The organism is Nitrobacter sp. (assembly GCF_051535215.1).
In the GTDB taxonomy this organism is placed as follows: domain Bacteria; phylum Pseudomonadota; class Alphaproteobacteria; order Rhizobiales; family Xanthobacteraceae; genus Nitrobacter.
Genome location: NZ_JBPPLY010000003.1, coordinates 113,811 through 127,010, shown reverse-complemented (window position 1 = coordinate 127,010; position 13,200 = coordinate 113,811). Strand labels below are relative to the sequence as shown.

13 protein-coding genes are annotated in these 13,200 nt (G+C 62.1%); 8 read left to right on the top strand and 5 right to left on the bottom strand.

What is annotated here, in order from left to right:
* Window positions 1–20 precede the first annotated feature (20 nt).
* From pxpB to ACS3WB_RS05010, 3 genes are read left to right on the top strand one after another with little or no spacing between them, the layout of a single operon-like run.
* Window positions 21–752: a 5-oxoprolinase subunit PxpB gene (gene pxpB / locus ACS3WB_RS05020; protein ID WP_438274470.1), complete on the top strand. Its 732-nt coding sequence runs from the start codon at window positions 21–23 to the stop codon at window positions 750–752.
* Entirely contained in the window at window positions 749–1,759 is a 1,011-nt protein-coding gene (locus ACS3WB_RS05015; protein WP_438274469.1) for a biotin-dependent carboxyltransferase family protein, read from the top strand. Before pxpB ends, ACS3WB_RS05015 begins: the two co-directional genes overlap by 4 nt.
* A gap of 56 nt (window positions 1,760–1,815) precedes the next feature.
* Window positions 1,816–2,583 (top strand): LamB/YcsF family protein, encoded by a 768-nt coding sequence (locus ACS3WB_RS05010; protein ID WP_438274468.1) that lies wholly within the window; start codon window positions 1,816–1,818, stop codon window positions 2,581–2,583.
* A gap of 10 nt (window positions 2,584–2,593) precedes the next feature.
* Here ACS3WB_RS05010 and ACS3WB_RS05005 read toward each other — a convergent pair whose 3' ends face one another.
* The 4 genes from ACS3WB_RS05005 to pcsA all read right to left on the bottom strand — a co-directional run bounded on the left by ACS3WB_RS05005 (window position 2,594) and on the right by pcsA (window position 5,428).
* The gene (locus ACS3WB_RS05005; RefSeq protein ID WP_438274467.1) at window positions 2,594–2,746 is read right to left on the bottom strand and encodes a hypothetical protein; all 153 of its coding nucleotides are present in this window, start codon (window positions 2,744–2,746) and stop codon (window positions 2,594–2,596) included.
* Window positions 2,747–2,916: 170 nt separating this feature from the next.
* Window positions 2,917–3,894 carry a quinone oxidoreductase family protein gene (locus ACS3WB_RS05000; protein ID WP_438274466.1) on the bottom strand — a complete coding sequence of 326 codons (978 nt, stop codon included), beginning with the start codon at window positions 3,892–3,894 and terminating at the stop codon, window positions 2,917–2,919.
* 80 nt (window positions 3,895–3,974) lie between these two features.
* The gene (locus ACS3WB_RS04995) at window positions 3,975–4,700 is read right to left on the bottom strand and encodes a TerC family protein (protein WP_438274465.1); all 726 of its coding nucleotides are present in this window, start codon (window positions 4,698–4,700) and stop codon (window positions 3,975–3,977) included.
* Window positions 4,697–5,428, bottom strand: coding sequence for a phosphatidylcholine synthase (pcsA, locus tag ACS3WB_RS04990; RefSeq protein WP_438274464.1), 732 nt, complete (start codon window positions 5,426–5,428; stop codon window positions 4,697–4,699). Before pcsA ends, ACS3WB_RS04995 begins: the two co-directional genes overlap by 4 nt.
* A 151-nt stretch (window positions 5,429–5,579) precedes the next feature.
* On the opposite strand from pcsA, the gene ACS3WB_RS04985 reads away from it, so the two are divergent.
* On the top strand, window positions 5,580–6,800 hold the full coding sequence (locus tag ACS3WB_RS04985) for a UbiH/UbiF family hydroxylase (RefSeq protein ID WP_438274463.1): 1,221 nt from the start codon (window positions 5,580–5,582) through the stop codon (window positions 6,798–6,800).
* A gap of 121 nt (window positions 6,801–6,921) precedes the next feature.
* The gene (hspQ, locus tag ACS3WB_RS04980; RefSeq protein ID WP_438274702.1) at window positions 6,922–7,254 is read left to right on the top strand and encodes a heat shock protein HspQ; all 333 of its coding nucleotides are present in this window, start codon (window positions 6,922–6,924) and stop codon (window positions 7,252–7,254) included.
* A gap of 277 nt (window positions 7,255–7,531) precedes the next feature.
* Here hspQ and ACS3WB_RS04975 read toward each other — a convergent pair whose 3' ends face one another.
* Window positions 7,532–8,272, bottom strand: coding sequence for an invasion associated locus B family protein (locus tag ACS3WB_RS04975; protein ID WP_438274462.1), 741 nt, complete (start codon window positions 8,270–8,272; stop codon window positions 7,532–7,534).
* Between the two features lie 325 nt (window positions 8,273–8,597).
* Between ACS3WB_RS04975 and ACS3WB_RS04970 the strand changes: the two genes are divergently transcribed.
* The 3 genes from ACS3WB_RS04970 (at window position 8,598) to ACS3WB_RS04960 (ending at window position 13,195) form a co-directional block, all read left to right on the top strand.
* A complete protein-coding gene (locus ACS3WB_RS04970) occupies window positions 8,598–10,361 on the top strand; it encodes an extracellular solute-binding protein (protein WP_438274701.1) in 1,764 nt (587 codons plus the stop codon).
* A 4-nt stretch (window positions 10,362–10,365) separates the two neighbouring features.
* Window positions 10,366–11,874, top strand: a complete 1,509-nt coding sequence (locus ACS3WB_RS04965; RefSeq protein WP_438274461.1) for an AMP-binding protein — start codon at window positions 10,366–10,368, stop codon at window positions 11,872–11,874.
* 85 nt (window positions 11,875–11,959) lie between these two features.
* Complete coding sequence (locus ACS3WB_RS04960) at window positions 11,960–13,195, top strand: GGDEF domain-containing protein (protein ID WP_438274460.1); 1,236 nt, start codon at window positions 11,960–11,962, stop codon at window positions 13,193–13,195.
* The last annotated feature ends 5 nt before the right edge of the window (window positions 13,196–13,200 follow it).

Sequence of the window (13,200 nt, the reverse complement as noted above, 5' to 3'; positions counted from 1 at the left end):
GGCGAAACCATTGATCGGTCATGACCGCGCCTTTGCTCCCGCCACGCCTTCTGCCAAGCGGCGACGCCGCCATCACGGTGGAGTTCGGCCGCGTCATCGATGAGCAGGCGAGCCGTCGCGTGCTCGCCCTCGATCGTGCGCTTGCGGACGCGCCGATCGACGGTGTCACGGAAACCGTGCCGACCTACCGGTCGCTGCTCGTTCACTACGATCCGGTTCGGATCGGTTTCGATGAGCTCGGCGAACGCCTGATGGCACTCGCCCGGTTGCCTGTACAGCCGATAACCGGAGTCCGGCGCTGGCGTATCCCCGTCGTTTACGGCGGTGAGCATGGCATCGATCTCGAAGACGTCGCCAGGACGTTGAACACCACGCCGGACGACATCGTCGCGCGTCATGTCGCCGGCGACTATCGTGTCGCCATGATCGGATTCACGCCGGGCTTTTCCTATCTCAGCGGCCTTGACGATTCACTCCAAATGCCACGGAGGCAGAACCCGCGCCTGCTCACACCCGCCGGCTCAATTTCGATCGGCGGTCTTCAGACCGGCATCCAGTGTCTTGCCGGCCCCAGCGGCTGGCATCTGCTCGGCCGGACCGCCGTGCGCACTTACCAGCTTCACCGCGATCCGGTTTTTTTGCTCGAGCCCGGAGACGCCGTTACGTTTTATGCGATAGACGGCAGGCAGTTCATCGAACAGGATCGCGCCGCCGCGCGCGGCGAGTTCGTCGCTGAACTGGTGACGCCATGAGCAAGCTCCTCGTCAGCGCCGTTGGGCCTGCGACATCGGTACAGGACGGCGGGCGCTACGGCGCACAGCGCTATGGCCTGCCGCCGGGCGGCGCGATGGATCGTCTCGCGCTGGCTGTGGCCAATTGCCTCGTCGGCAATCCGCTCTTTGCGGCTGTGATCGAAGTCGGGCCGCTCAGTGCCGGTTTTGTTGCCCGCGAAGGCAAGGTGCGCGTTGCGCTGTCCGGCGCCGAAAGACACGTCGAGGTCGCGGGCCATCCGCTGCCGTTCAATCAATCCTGCACGCTCAATGACGGCGACACCCTGACGCTCGCCGCCGCGCGCGGCGGTACCTTCAGCTATCTCGCCATAGAGGGCGGAGTAAAGGGCGAGCCGACGTTCGGCAGCCTCGCAGTCAATGCGCGTGCGGGTCTCGGCTCTCCCTTTCCGCGGCCGTTGCAGGTGAGCGATGCTTTCGATGTCGATGCGGCAAAACCAGCCGCCGAGCGGCGGGTCCAGCTTCCCGCTCTCTCCGGCGATCCGATCCGTGTGGTGATGGGGCCGCAGGACAACGAATTCGGAGAGGCGAAGGGTCTGTTTCTCGAAAGCGAGTGGAAGGTTTCAGCAATGAGCGATCGCATGGGCTATCGCCTTGAAGGTCCGGCCATCACGCATCTGCACGGCCACAACATCGTTTCCGACGGCACCGTGAATGGCAGCATTCAGGTTCCCGGCAACGGGCAGCCGATCGTGCTGATGCCGGATCGCGGCACCAGCGGCGGCTATCCGAAAATCGCGACTGTCATCTCTGCCGATCTCGGACGCCTCGCGCAAATCCCCGCCGGCCGCAGCGTTCGTTTTGAAGCGGTCACTGTGGCCGAGGCACAGGCCGAAGCGCGCGCGATGGCGGAGTTCCTGCGAACATTGCCGGACCGGGTACGCAAGGTGCGCGATGGTGACATCACTGACGCGCTGCAGAACGCCAATATCGCAGGCTCTGCGGTGAATGCATTCGACAGCGAAGCGTGACAAACTTGGCCGCCTAAAGGCCGCAACAATCCGCTCTATATCGGAATAGAAAACTCATGACGATCGACCTCAACTGCGATCTCGGCGAAGGTTTTGGGGTCTGGCCGATGGGGAACGATGCCGCAATGCTCGACCTTGCGACGTCCGTCAACGTCGCCTGCGGCTTTCACGCCGGAGACGCCGATACGATGAAGAAGACGGTCGATCTCGCCAAGGCGCGCGGGGTCAGCATCGGCGCGCATCCGGGATATCGCGACCTGCACGGTTTCGGGCGGCGGCCGATCCTCGGTCTCACGTCGTCAGAAATCGAGAACCTCGTCGCCTACCAGATCGGCGCCCTGCAGGCGATCGCGACCATGGCCGGGCATCGGGTCACGCATGTGAAGGCGCACGGCGCGCTCTCCAACGCCGCCTGCGAGGACGACATGACCGCGCGTGCGATCGCCTCGGCGATCAGGGCGGTCGATCCCGATCTGGTCTTCGTGGTGCTCGCGAATTCCCGCCTCGTTGCCGCCGGCGAAGCCTTTGGCCTGCCGATGGTCCATGAGGTGTTCGCCGATCGCGCTTACGAGGATGACGGATCGCTGGTGTCGCGCGCTAAACCCGGCGCCGTCCTTCACGACGCGGACGCCATCGCCCAACGCGTCGTGAAAATGATTCAGTCGGGAGAAGTGATCTCGATCTCCGGCAAGGCGATCAGGATGCGGATGGATACCGTCTGCATCCACGGCGACACGCCGGGCGCGGTCGACATCGCGCGAGTACTGTGCAAGGCGCTCAAGGATAACGACATCGCGATTGCGCCGTTCAAGACGGCAAAATAACCTGCCTAGATCAGAACGGGTGAATCGAAAGCGAACCGAATACCACGGCGGCAATCAATGCCAGCGAGCCATATAACGCAAAGGTCTGGACGCGTAACATCGTGCGTTCCGCCACGCTACGAGCGGCCACGTTAATGCGAGTCTCGTCGGATGGTTGGTACATCTTCGGTCTCCGGCCCAACACGCGCTACAATGAACGACGCTTCCCGCCGGCGGCAAGATCGGTGACGAAATAACGATGGGATTGCTCAAAACCGCTGATTTCCGGACGGAAATTCTCCACTAGGCACGTCCGTGAAAAATTCTGTTCGCAATCATTCGGTCCCGTGACGGCTACTGCGGCTTGAGGATCGCGGCTCCCGTCGTCTGGCGACCTTCAAGGTCGGCATGCGCTTTTGCCGCGTCTTTCAAGGCGTAGGCACGATTGATCGGAACGTGAAGCGTTCCGTTGATCACGGCGGCAAATAGCGTATCGGCGCCTTCCAGCAGGTCTCTGCGCGTCGCCACATAGTCGTTCAGTTTCGGCCGCGTCGCGAACAGCGACCCGTGATTGTTGAGTTCGGTCAGCGCGAACGGCGGCACCGGCCCTGAAGCGTTGCCGAAGCTGACGAACAGGCCACGCGGCCGGAGGCAAGACAAGGAGCCTGGAAACGTGGTCTTGCCAACGCCGTCGTAAACCACGTCACAGAGTTCGTTACGACTGATCTGCTTCACGCGCGCGACGAAATCCTCTTCCTTGTAAAGGATGACGTGATCGCAACCATTGGCGAGAGCGAGGTCAGCCTTGGCTTGAGATCCGACGGTGCCGATGACGTTCGCGCCGAGCGCCTTCGCCCACTGACAGGCGAGAAGCCCGATCCCGCCTGCTGCCGCGTGAATCAGCACGCGATGACCGTGCTCAACCCTGAAGGTCTTGTGCAGGAGATACCATACCGTCAGGCCCTTGAGCATGAGCACCGCGCCCTGCTCGTAGGTGATGTGGTCCGGCAGCTTCACCAGTCTGTCGGCCGGAATGTTTCGCTCGGTCGCGTAACCGCCGAGATTGAAATAGTAAGCAACGCGATCGCCGGGATGAAAGTCGGTGACGCCTGGCCCGACTGCCACGACTTCGCCGGCGGCTTCGTTGCCGATGACGAACGGTTTGGACGGCGCCTTGTAGAGGCCGGTGCGATAATAGACGTCGATGAAGTTCAGCCCGACAGCGTGTTGCAGAATGCGAACTTCGCCCTGCCCCGGCGCAGGTAGGTCCACTGCTTCATAGACGAGCGCCTCGGGGCCGCCCACCTGATGAACGCGCACCGCCCTGGCCATCGGTCTCTCCCTGCCGCTCCCGCGCTACCGTGAGCGAAAGGCATTGAGCCTGCGTTGTCAACACGACCGCCGGAAAAAACTCAGCGGCCAGGCTTGCTGCGGTTACGCCGGGCGAGCACGTTGAACAGTTCGACCAGTGCAGAGAATGCTATCGCGAAGTAAATATAGGCACGCGGTATGTGGAAATGGAATCCGTCCGCCACGAGGGCGACGCCAATCAGCACCAGAAACGCCAGCGCCAGCATCTTGGTCGTCGGATGCTCTGCGACAAACCGCGCCACGGGCCCCGACGATACGTACATGATGTAGCAGGCGATGATCACGGCAGCGATCATGATCTCGAGATCCTTCGCCATGCCGATTGCGGTTATGATCGAGTCGAGAGAGAACACCAGGTCGATGATGATAATCTGCACGATGATCCAGAAAAACGCTCTCGATTTCGATGTGCCCGCCTCCTCGAATTCTCGTGCCTCGACCTCGCCGTGAATCTCGTGTGTTGCCTTGGCGATCAGGAACAGTCCACCGCCGATCAGGATGATGTCGCGCCAGGAGAATGCAAATTCCTTCACCGTGAAGACTGGCGTGGTCAGCCCGATCAGCCAGACCAGTATGCTCAGCAGAAGAATGCGAAAGATCAGCGCCAGCGCCAGGCCGATCTGACGAGCCTTCTTCGCTTGCGCTGGCGGTATCCGCGATACGATCACCGACAGGAAGATGACGTTGTCGATTCCCAGCACGATCTCGAGCGCCGTCAGCGTCAACAGCGCAGCCCATGCTTCCGGACTGGACAGCAGTTCGATCATTGATTTTTCAACCTCAGGAGACGGATCGTGGCATCGCCGCAGACAACATAAAGTGCTATCGCGCACAGTGCTGCGGTGACCGGCATCGTCACATTGAAGTCCCTTGCGACGGTCACGATAGCCAGCGCCGCCCATACAGCGATCAGCGACAGGTTGAGGCCGCGCAGCCGCTTCACCCGCACAGGATGCAGCACCCTGATGGGTATGAACGTCAAAACGATGAGTGCGGCGATACCGAGCGTCGAGATGGTAGGCGGCGGGTGCAGCAGGAACAGGTAGAATGCAGCCGCATTCCATAGCGCCGGAAAACCGCGAAAGTGATTGTCTGCCGTCTTCATCCGGCGATCGGCGAAATAAAGCGCGCCGCTGATAACGATACCCACTCCCAGTAAAGGCGCCGCGATCGGCAGCAGCAGGCCGCTCGCGATCACGGCATAGGCGGGAACGAACACGTAGGTTACGAAATCGACCACGAGGTCCAGCACCTCGCCTGACCAGTTCGGCTGCACGGCTTCGACGTTTAGCCGCCGCGCGATGGGTCCGTCGAGGCCATCAATCACGAGCGCAAGACCGAGCCACGCGAACATGGCTGCCCAGTGCTCCCGCACGGCCTCAAGCAGCGCAAGCAGCGCAATCCCCCCGCCCGCCGCCGTAAAAACATGAACGCAGAACGCGGCGGTACGCGATGTTCCTGGGTCGGGCGGATGTTGCCGGCTTGACTGGCTCATTGACCCATCTTGCTATCAGGAATCGCGCCGGTTTGCATAACGGGTCTTGCGGCGTTACGCCGCTCGAATGACAGGGAACATGACCCCGCCAGCGTTAACAATGTGCGCTGGCGGGCTTGAAAATGTCGCTCCGAATGCCGATTGTCGACGGATGAACGAAAGCACGAAGGCGGACACCGTTTACGACGTCGCAGTGATCGGCGGCGGGCCTGCCGGATTGGCGGCGGCGATCGCGCTATCCGATGCCGGCGCCCGCACAGCGCTGATCGCCCGGCGCGTCGCCTACGGCGATAACCGGACAACGGCGCTGCTTGGTGGCTCGGTCGATTTCTTGCGGCAGCTTGACGTATGGGCTCGTTGCGAGGCCGATGCTGCGGCTCTCCACATCATGCGGCTCGTCGACGATACCGGACGTCTTATCCGCGCCCCGGAGGTGCGTTTTTCGGCCGAAGAGATCGGACTTGATGCATTCGGCTACAACATCGGAAACCGCGCGCTGATGACGGCCATGGAGGCGCGAGCCGCCGAAGCCGGTAACCTCACGCGGATTGACGGCGAAGCGGAGCATGTGACGCCGGACGATGCCGCGGTCACCATCACGACGCGGCAGGGAGAGCTGATCGCTCATCTTGTCGTCGGAGCAGACGGACGTCAGTCGCTTTGCCGCAAAGCCGCCGGGATCGACGTCACGCGCCGCTCACTCGATCAGGCTGCATTGACGTTCAACATCGCTCATGCCCGGCCGCACAAGAATGTCTCGACCGAATTTCACACGCCGCATGGACCCTGCGTTTTTGTGCCATTGCCGGGGGACCGTTCCAGCGTCGTGTGGGTCACTTCTCCCAAGGAGGCGGAGCGGCTCAAGGAACTCAGCGACGATGACCTGGCCGAAACCGCCGAACGGCAATTGCATTCGATTCTGGGACGGCTCCGTGTCGAACCGGGCCGGAATCTGTTTCCTCTCGCGATAGAGCGACCTGCGCGTTTTGCAGGCAACCGCATCGTGCTGGTCGGTGAATCCGCCCATGTTCTACCACCGTTCGGCGCCCAGGGCCTGAACATGGGTCTGCGTGATGCTGCTGACATCGCAAAGGTCGTCCGTGACGCACTATCGTCCGGCGAGGACCCCGGATCGCCTCGCACCCTTGCGCGTTTCGAAACGGCGCGGCGCAGCGATGTGCTGAGCAGGACGTTGGCGATCGACCTCGCCAATCGGTCGCTGCTGAGCGAGTTCCTTCCGATTCAGACCGCTCGCTCGCTCGGACTGCACCTGATCGGCGGGATTGGCCCGCTCCGGCGTCTTGCCATGCGCGAGGGCCTCGCGCCGTCATGGCGGAAACCTCCGAGGGAAACGCGATCCGGCCGGCAGTGAACGGCCGCGTTGACGATCCGTGCGGATCACGAATGCGAAACGGTCGCTCACCCCGCACCGGAACCCCCGATTCTCCCGCTTGCCTCTAGCTTCGGCCTCAATCCTGGTCTATTCGACGAGGATGGGAAAAGCGCGCATCGCCAGGTTTCAGATCGGCCAGATCGTTCGCCACCGGGTTTTTTCGTTCCGGGGCGTGATTTTCGATATCGATCCGGTCTTCAACAACACCGAGGAATGGTGGCTCTCGCTCCCGGAAAGCGTCCGGCCGCACAAGGACCAGCCATTCTACCATCTGCTCGCCGAAAATGCTGATTCCGAATACGTGGCCTACGTGTCCGAGCAGAATCTGTTGCCGGACGACTCCGGCAAACCGATCCGGCATTCGCAGGTGGGAGAGATTTTCGTCAAGGACAAATCCGGCAGCTATCGCCCGCGCAATCCTTCGCTCAATTGAAGCTATAGCGTTTTCAAGCGAAGTGGCTACCGGTTCGCGTAAAGAAAACGCGTCAAATCAAAAACACAGAGCTCCGCTTCCATCAGAAGCAGAAGGGCTCTAAGCTTTTCATCCGTTATCTCGACAAAAAAGGCGCTCCATCGAGCGCCTTTTCCGTTTGCCTTCCCGAAGAGCGCCAGAGTCCGTTTCAACTACGCTGAATCAGACTCGTCGCTTATCTTTTTGTTTGAGCATGATCTTTTCCGAAAACCGGTTTCCACTTTTCGGGATCATGCTCTTATTGCTTGGCGGCAGGGGCTGAGCCCGCATTCTGCTGGGTGGCCTCCAGCTTCGCGCGCGCTTCAGCGGCCCGCTTTTGCAGCTCTTCCTGCAGCTTCTTCTGGGTTTCCTCGAACACCTTCGGATCGGTCGGCGGGCCGTCATAAGCCTTGGCGAATTCCGCCAGAGGCAACGGCAGCGTCAGCGGCGCGCCGTTGGAGTTGATCGCCTGAACGATCAGGTTCTGGCCCTTCTTGAGGTTCGCGAGCATGTCCGCCGTCAGTTCGTAATCGGACATGCAGCCATTGGCGAAGCAGATAACGTAAGGGCTTTGCTGCGGCGGATTATTGTCGATGATGATGCGTGTTCCGTGGACGAGCTGCATACCGAGCGGCAGCGTGACGCGAAGTATTTTCTTCGGCTCGCCTTCGGGCTCGATGATGACCGCCGCGATCACCGGCTGGCCGGATTCGATCCGCCCGTCCTTGCCGGTGAAACAGACCTGCTTGGCCTTTGCGTCCTGGCCTTTCAGGCAGAACTTGGTCCAGGGCGCATAAATCAGTTGCACCTGCTGGTCGGCCGGGGCTGCGGCCGGAGCCTGGGCTGCTTTCGGCGGAGCGGCCGTCTTGCCCTTGGCGGCGGGAGCATTCTGGGCGAGAGCGTCAGACATGAAAGGTGCAGCCGCCAGCGTCGCCGCGGCCAACAGGGCGAAGGCCCGTTGGCGCGGCCGGGCCGTCGCAGCCAAGAGACGAAAATTCATTGCGGAAAACCCTTTCTGAACGATGGCGCCCGAACGCCTCGACGCAGGCACCGACACACCGACCGTTGGCGGCTGTCTCTTAGCGAAATGAGGCGGTTACGTGACAGATGGCCCTATCACGTTCAATTGCCCGCGTTCAATACAGGGACGGTCGAAAAGAGCAATGGTAACAGATGTTTTTGGCGTTTTCCGTGCCCGGCAACGGCTGTGGTAAGATTCGGCTGTGCGTCAGGCCGAATCAAACCAGACTCTACGACTGGATCCCATGGCGCGCCGCCGCGACCTGATGGGGCTGTGCATAAGCCTCATGATCGCGCTTGGCGTCATGGGATGGTCTGAGAGCGTTCCGGCAAGTCCGAGTTACGCCATCGCGATGCATGGCAAACCGGCCTTGCCGGCCGATTTCAGCCGGATGCCCTACGCCAATCCGGATGCGCCCAAGGGCGGCCGGCTGGTGCAGGGAGTTCCGGGCAGTTTCGACAGCCTCAATCCATTCATCGTCAAAGGCCTCGCTCTCCAGCAAATACGCGGATTCGTGGTCGAGAGCCTGATGGCCAGAGGCAACGACGAGCCCTTCACGCTTTACGGCCTCCTCGCGGACAGCATCGACACGGACGAGGCACGAACCTACGCCACCTTCCACATCAACCCGCTGGCGCGTTTTTCCGACGGCCAGCCCGTCCTTGCCGACGACGTGCTGTTCTCCTGGCAACTCCTGCGCGACAAAGGACGTCCCAATCATCGCCAGTATTATTCAAAGGTCGCACGGGCGGAAGCGATCGACGAGCGCACGGTCCGGTTCGATTTCGGCGAAACTGGAGATCGCGAACTGCCGCTGATTCTCGGTCTGATGCCGATCTTGCCGAAACACGCGATCGACGCCGCGACGTTCGAGCAGACCTCGATGACGGCGCCTCTGGGTTCCGGGCCGTATCGCGTAACCGCGGTGAAGCCCGGAGCGAGTGTCACCCTGACGCGCAATCCGGATTACTGGGGACGCGCCCTTCCGGTCAATCGTGGCTTGTGGAATTTCGACGAGATCAGGTTCGACTTCTATCGCGAGGCCAACAGTCAGTTCGAAGCCTTCAAGCGCGGACTGTACGATTTCCGCGTCGAGACCGAACCGCTGCGCTGGCACGACGGCTACGATTTTCCTGCCGCCCGGAACGGTCAGCTTGTTCGCGAAGCCATCAAGACCGGCCTGCCCGCGCCGTCCGAATATCTGGTCTTCAATACACGGCGCCCAATGTTTTCGGATATCCGCGTCCGTGAAGCGCTGACGCTTCTGTTCGATTTCGAGTGGATCAACCGCAACTATTTCTTCGGGCTCTACAGCCGCGCCGGCGGCTTCTTCGCCGGGTCGGAACTATCGGCCTATGCGCGCCCCGCCGACGAACGGGAGCGCTCATTGCTGAAGCCGTTCGGGTCGGCCGTGCGGCAGGATATTCTCGACGGCAGCTATCGTCTGCCGGTGACGGACGGTTCGGGTCGTGACCGCAAGGCGCTGCGCGCCGCCCTCGCGCTGCTGTCGCAAGCCGGTTATGAGCTTGATGGGTCGGTTTTGCGTCACCGCCCGACGGGGGTGCCCCTCGCCTTCGAGATTCTGGTGACGACGCGCGACCAGGAACGAATCGCCCTCACCTATGCGCGCGATCTCAAGCGGGCCGGGATCGAAGTGACCGTGCGTTCGGTCGATGCGGTCCAGTTCGACCAGCGGCGGCTCGCTTTCGATTTCGACATGATTCAGAACCGCTGGGATCAATCGTTGTCGCCGGGCAATGAGCAGTCCTTTTACTGGGGCAGCGAGGCGGCCGACATCCAGGGAACACGAAATTACATGGGCGTGAAGAATTCGGCGGTCGATGCCATGATCGCCGCCCTGCTCGAGGCCCGGAGCCGGTCCGAGTTCGTGGATGCGGTTCGCGCGCTCGACCGGGCCCTGATGTCCGGCTTCTACGTAATTCCGGTCTACAACGTCCGAGAGCAATGGATTGCACGCTGGAATCGGATAGAACGACCGGCAGCGACCGCGTTGACCGGATACCTCCCCGAAACATGGTGGCGAAGGCCACCGAAGCCGAGCCAGTAACGCCGTGCTCCAGAACAACACATCGCCCACGCTGGATGAACTCTTCGGCCGCATCCTCGCCCGGCAACCGGATCAACCGGCGCTGATCGATCCGCCCGACAAGTTTCGGGTTACCGGACAACCGCCGCGGCGCCTGACTTTCGCGCAGGCCGACCGGGCCGTCTCGGCCTTGGCGGGCCATTTTATCGAAGCGGGCCTGCCGCCCAATTCGGTGATCGCGGTTCAACTGCCCAACACCGTCGAACTGGCGCTGACCGTGCTCGCCGCGTTTCGCGCGGGCCTGATCGTCGCGCTGCTGCCCCAGCTTTGGCGACAGGCTGAACTGACCGTCGCACTCAACCGTACCGGTGCGCGCGCGATCGTCGCCATGGGCCGCATCGATGGCGTCGATCATGCCGATCTCGCGATGAACGCGGCTGCCGAAGCTTTCTCCATACGCCATGTCTGCGGCTTCGGCAGCGATCTGCCGGAAGGCATGATTCCGTTGGATACCGTCCTCAGCAGTTCGAGCGCCGACAGTTCGCGGCTCGCGGTCCAGGATTCTCGCCGCCCCGCGCTACTGACGTTCGAAGCCTCCGGCTCGGGCTTCCTCGCCGTGCCGCGAACCCACGTCAACCTGATCGCCGGCGGACTCGCGATATTTCTCGAGAGTGGATTGCCTCAAGGAGCAACCATTCTTTCGGCTTTCACGCCTTCGTCATTCGCCGGTCTGGCTTCCTCGTTCGTGATGTGGCTGCTCTGCGGCGGCACATTGGTGATGCATCACCCCTTCGACGAGACCATGATGATGCAGCAGATCGAGACCGAACGCTGCGACACGCTGGTTGCGCCGGCGCCGCTGGCATTGCGTATGGCGGAAGCCGACGTTCTGTCATCGGTGCGCAGCCTGCGTCATCTCGTCGGTCTGTGGCGAACTCCGGAGCAGGTCGGCTCAAGTGCGCTCTGGCCTCAAAACGGGATCCGGATGACGGACGTCTACTTGTTCGGCGAAGCGGGCCTTTTCGGTGTCCGGCGCGCGGACGATGGATCGCCCGCTCCGGTTATGCCGGGTCCTTATCGGGCGCCGCCCGAGGTCCCTGTCTCATCGACGGCGGGTGAGGTCATTCTGACCCCAAAGGGAACGCTCGGACTGCGGGGCCCCATGGTTCCGGTCGCGGCTTACCCCATCACGGACAGGCCGGTCGACCCGTTCGCCCCGCTGACGCCGCCGCCTGATTATGTGGACACCGGCTACGCCGCGCGGATCGATCGCACCACGGGCGGTATCGCCATAACGGCCCCGCCCTCCGGCGTTCTCGCTGTCGGCGGCTACCGGTTTCTTGCGGATGACCTGCAGGAATGGGCGCGGCGACTGGGGCAGAACGCGATGCTGACCGCCCTTCCCGACCGCCTCAGCGGCCATCGCCTCGCCGGGCGGGCCGGGGATAATGCGCGCGCCCGCGAAGCATTGACAGAACTTGGGCTGAACCCCTTGATGGTGGAGGCCTTTCGCGATCGGCCTGTGAGCGGCTGATCGAATCCGGCGGCATTCATTGACGCGGCATTAACAGCGGCAAACTAGGATCGCGGACATCGGCGCGTATTCGAGTTTCGCAGGAATGTCCCATCAAGGCCCGCTCATCATCGTCTCCTCGGGGAGTCATCAGCCGTCCGCAGCGTCCCTTCCCGGCCTGAACATCCTTCCCGTTGTTGAAACCGATTGGTCCGATTCGTCGGGCGCAGTTGCGCGGCTACATCCCGCGGCGGTCATTGTCACCACAACAGAAAACGAGAGCCCGGCCTTCGACCGTCTCGCCAGCCAGGTGGCTGCGATGCAGCCGTATGTTCCGCTGATCGTCGTCAATCCGGCTGCGCCATCCCCGGACAACGCAATTCCGTACTCATCCGCGAGCGGCGATTTCGACCGGCTCGGCGCGCGCCTTAACGCCGCCCTGCGGATACGGACATTGCACGCGACCGTGCTTCGGCGGCTCGCGAGCAATCCGGCTGCACCGATACGCCAGCCGGCCGATGACCCGATCCATGACGCGACCGTTCTCCTGATAGGGCGTGGCGCCACCTATCCGGCGCTGTCGGTTGTTTTCGGCGAACAAGTCGGCGTCGTCGGCGCGCTTAGCATCGAGGCGGCGGCGAAGCATCTCAATGCGCGCAGCATGGACGGCATCATTATCGGAGAAGGATTCACCGGGCGTGTCGTCGAGGCGCTTCTTACCGTGCTGGCGGAAGACACGCGCTTTCGCAATCTGCCGATTGCCGTCACGTCCGGAAATCTTGCAGCCGCATATGACCTTCCCAATCTCGAACTGATGTCAGGTGAGCCAGATCATATTGCAAGCACATTCCTGCCGCTGGTTCGGCAACATGCCTTCGAGGCGCGCCTCTGTCGCACGCTGAAATCGCTCGATGCGGGAGGCTTGCTGGATCCACGAACCGGCCTTCTCACTGTCGATGCCTTTCACCGCGAACTCGATACGGCGATCGATCAGACAAAATCCGATGGAGGGCGGCTTTCCGTTGCGCGGTTCTCGCTCGATCAAAAGCTGGATCGCCAGCTCTTGGATGCGGCACGTATCCTGAGCCGGCTGATGCGGCGGATGGATTTCGGCACGCTCGAAGATGATGGGTCGATCATTGTGGCTTTCTCCGACGTCGATCCGCGTAACGCCCACACCATCGCGCGGCGGCTATCGAGTGTGATGAAGCATACGGCGCACAGCAGCAAACGCGCCCTGCGAGTCGATCCTCATGTCGCCTTGACGGCGTCCCAGCCCCACGACTCCGCAAAATCGCTTCTCGCCCGATTGAACGACGCGGCGCATCGCGCAGCGTCGTAACAGCG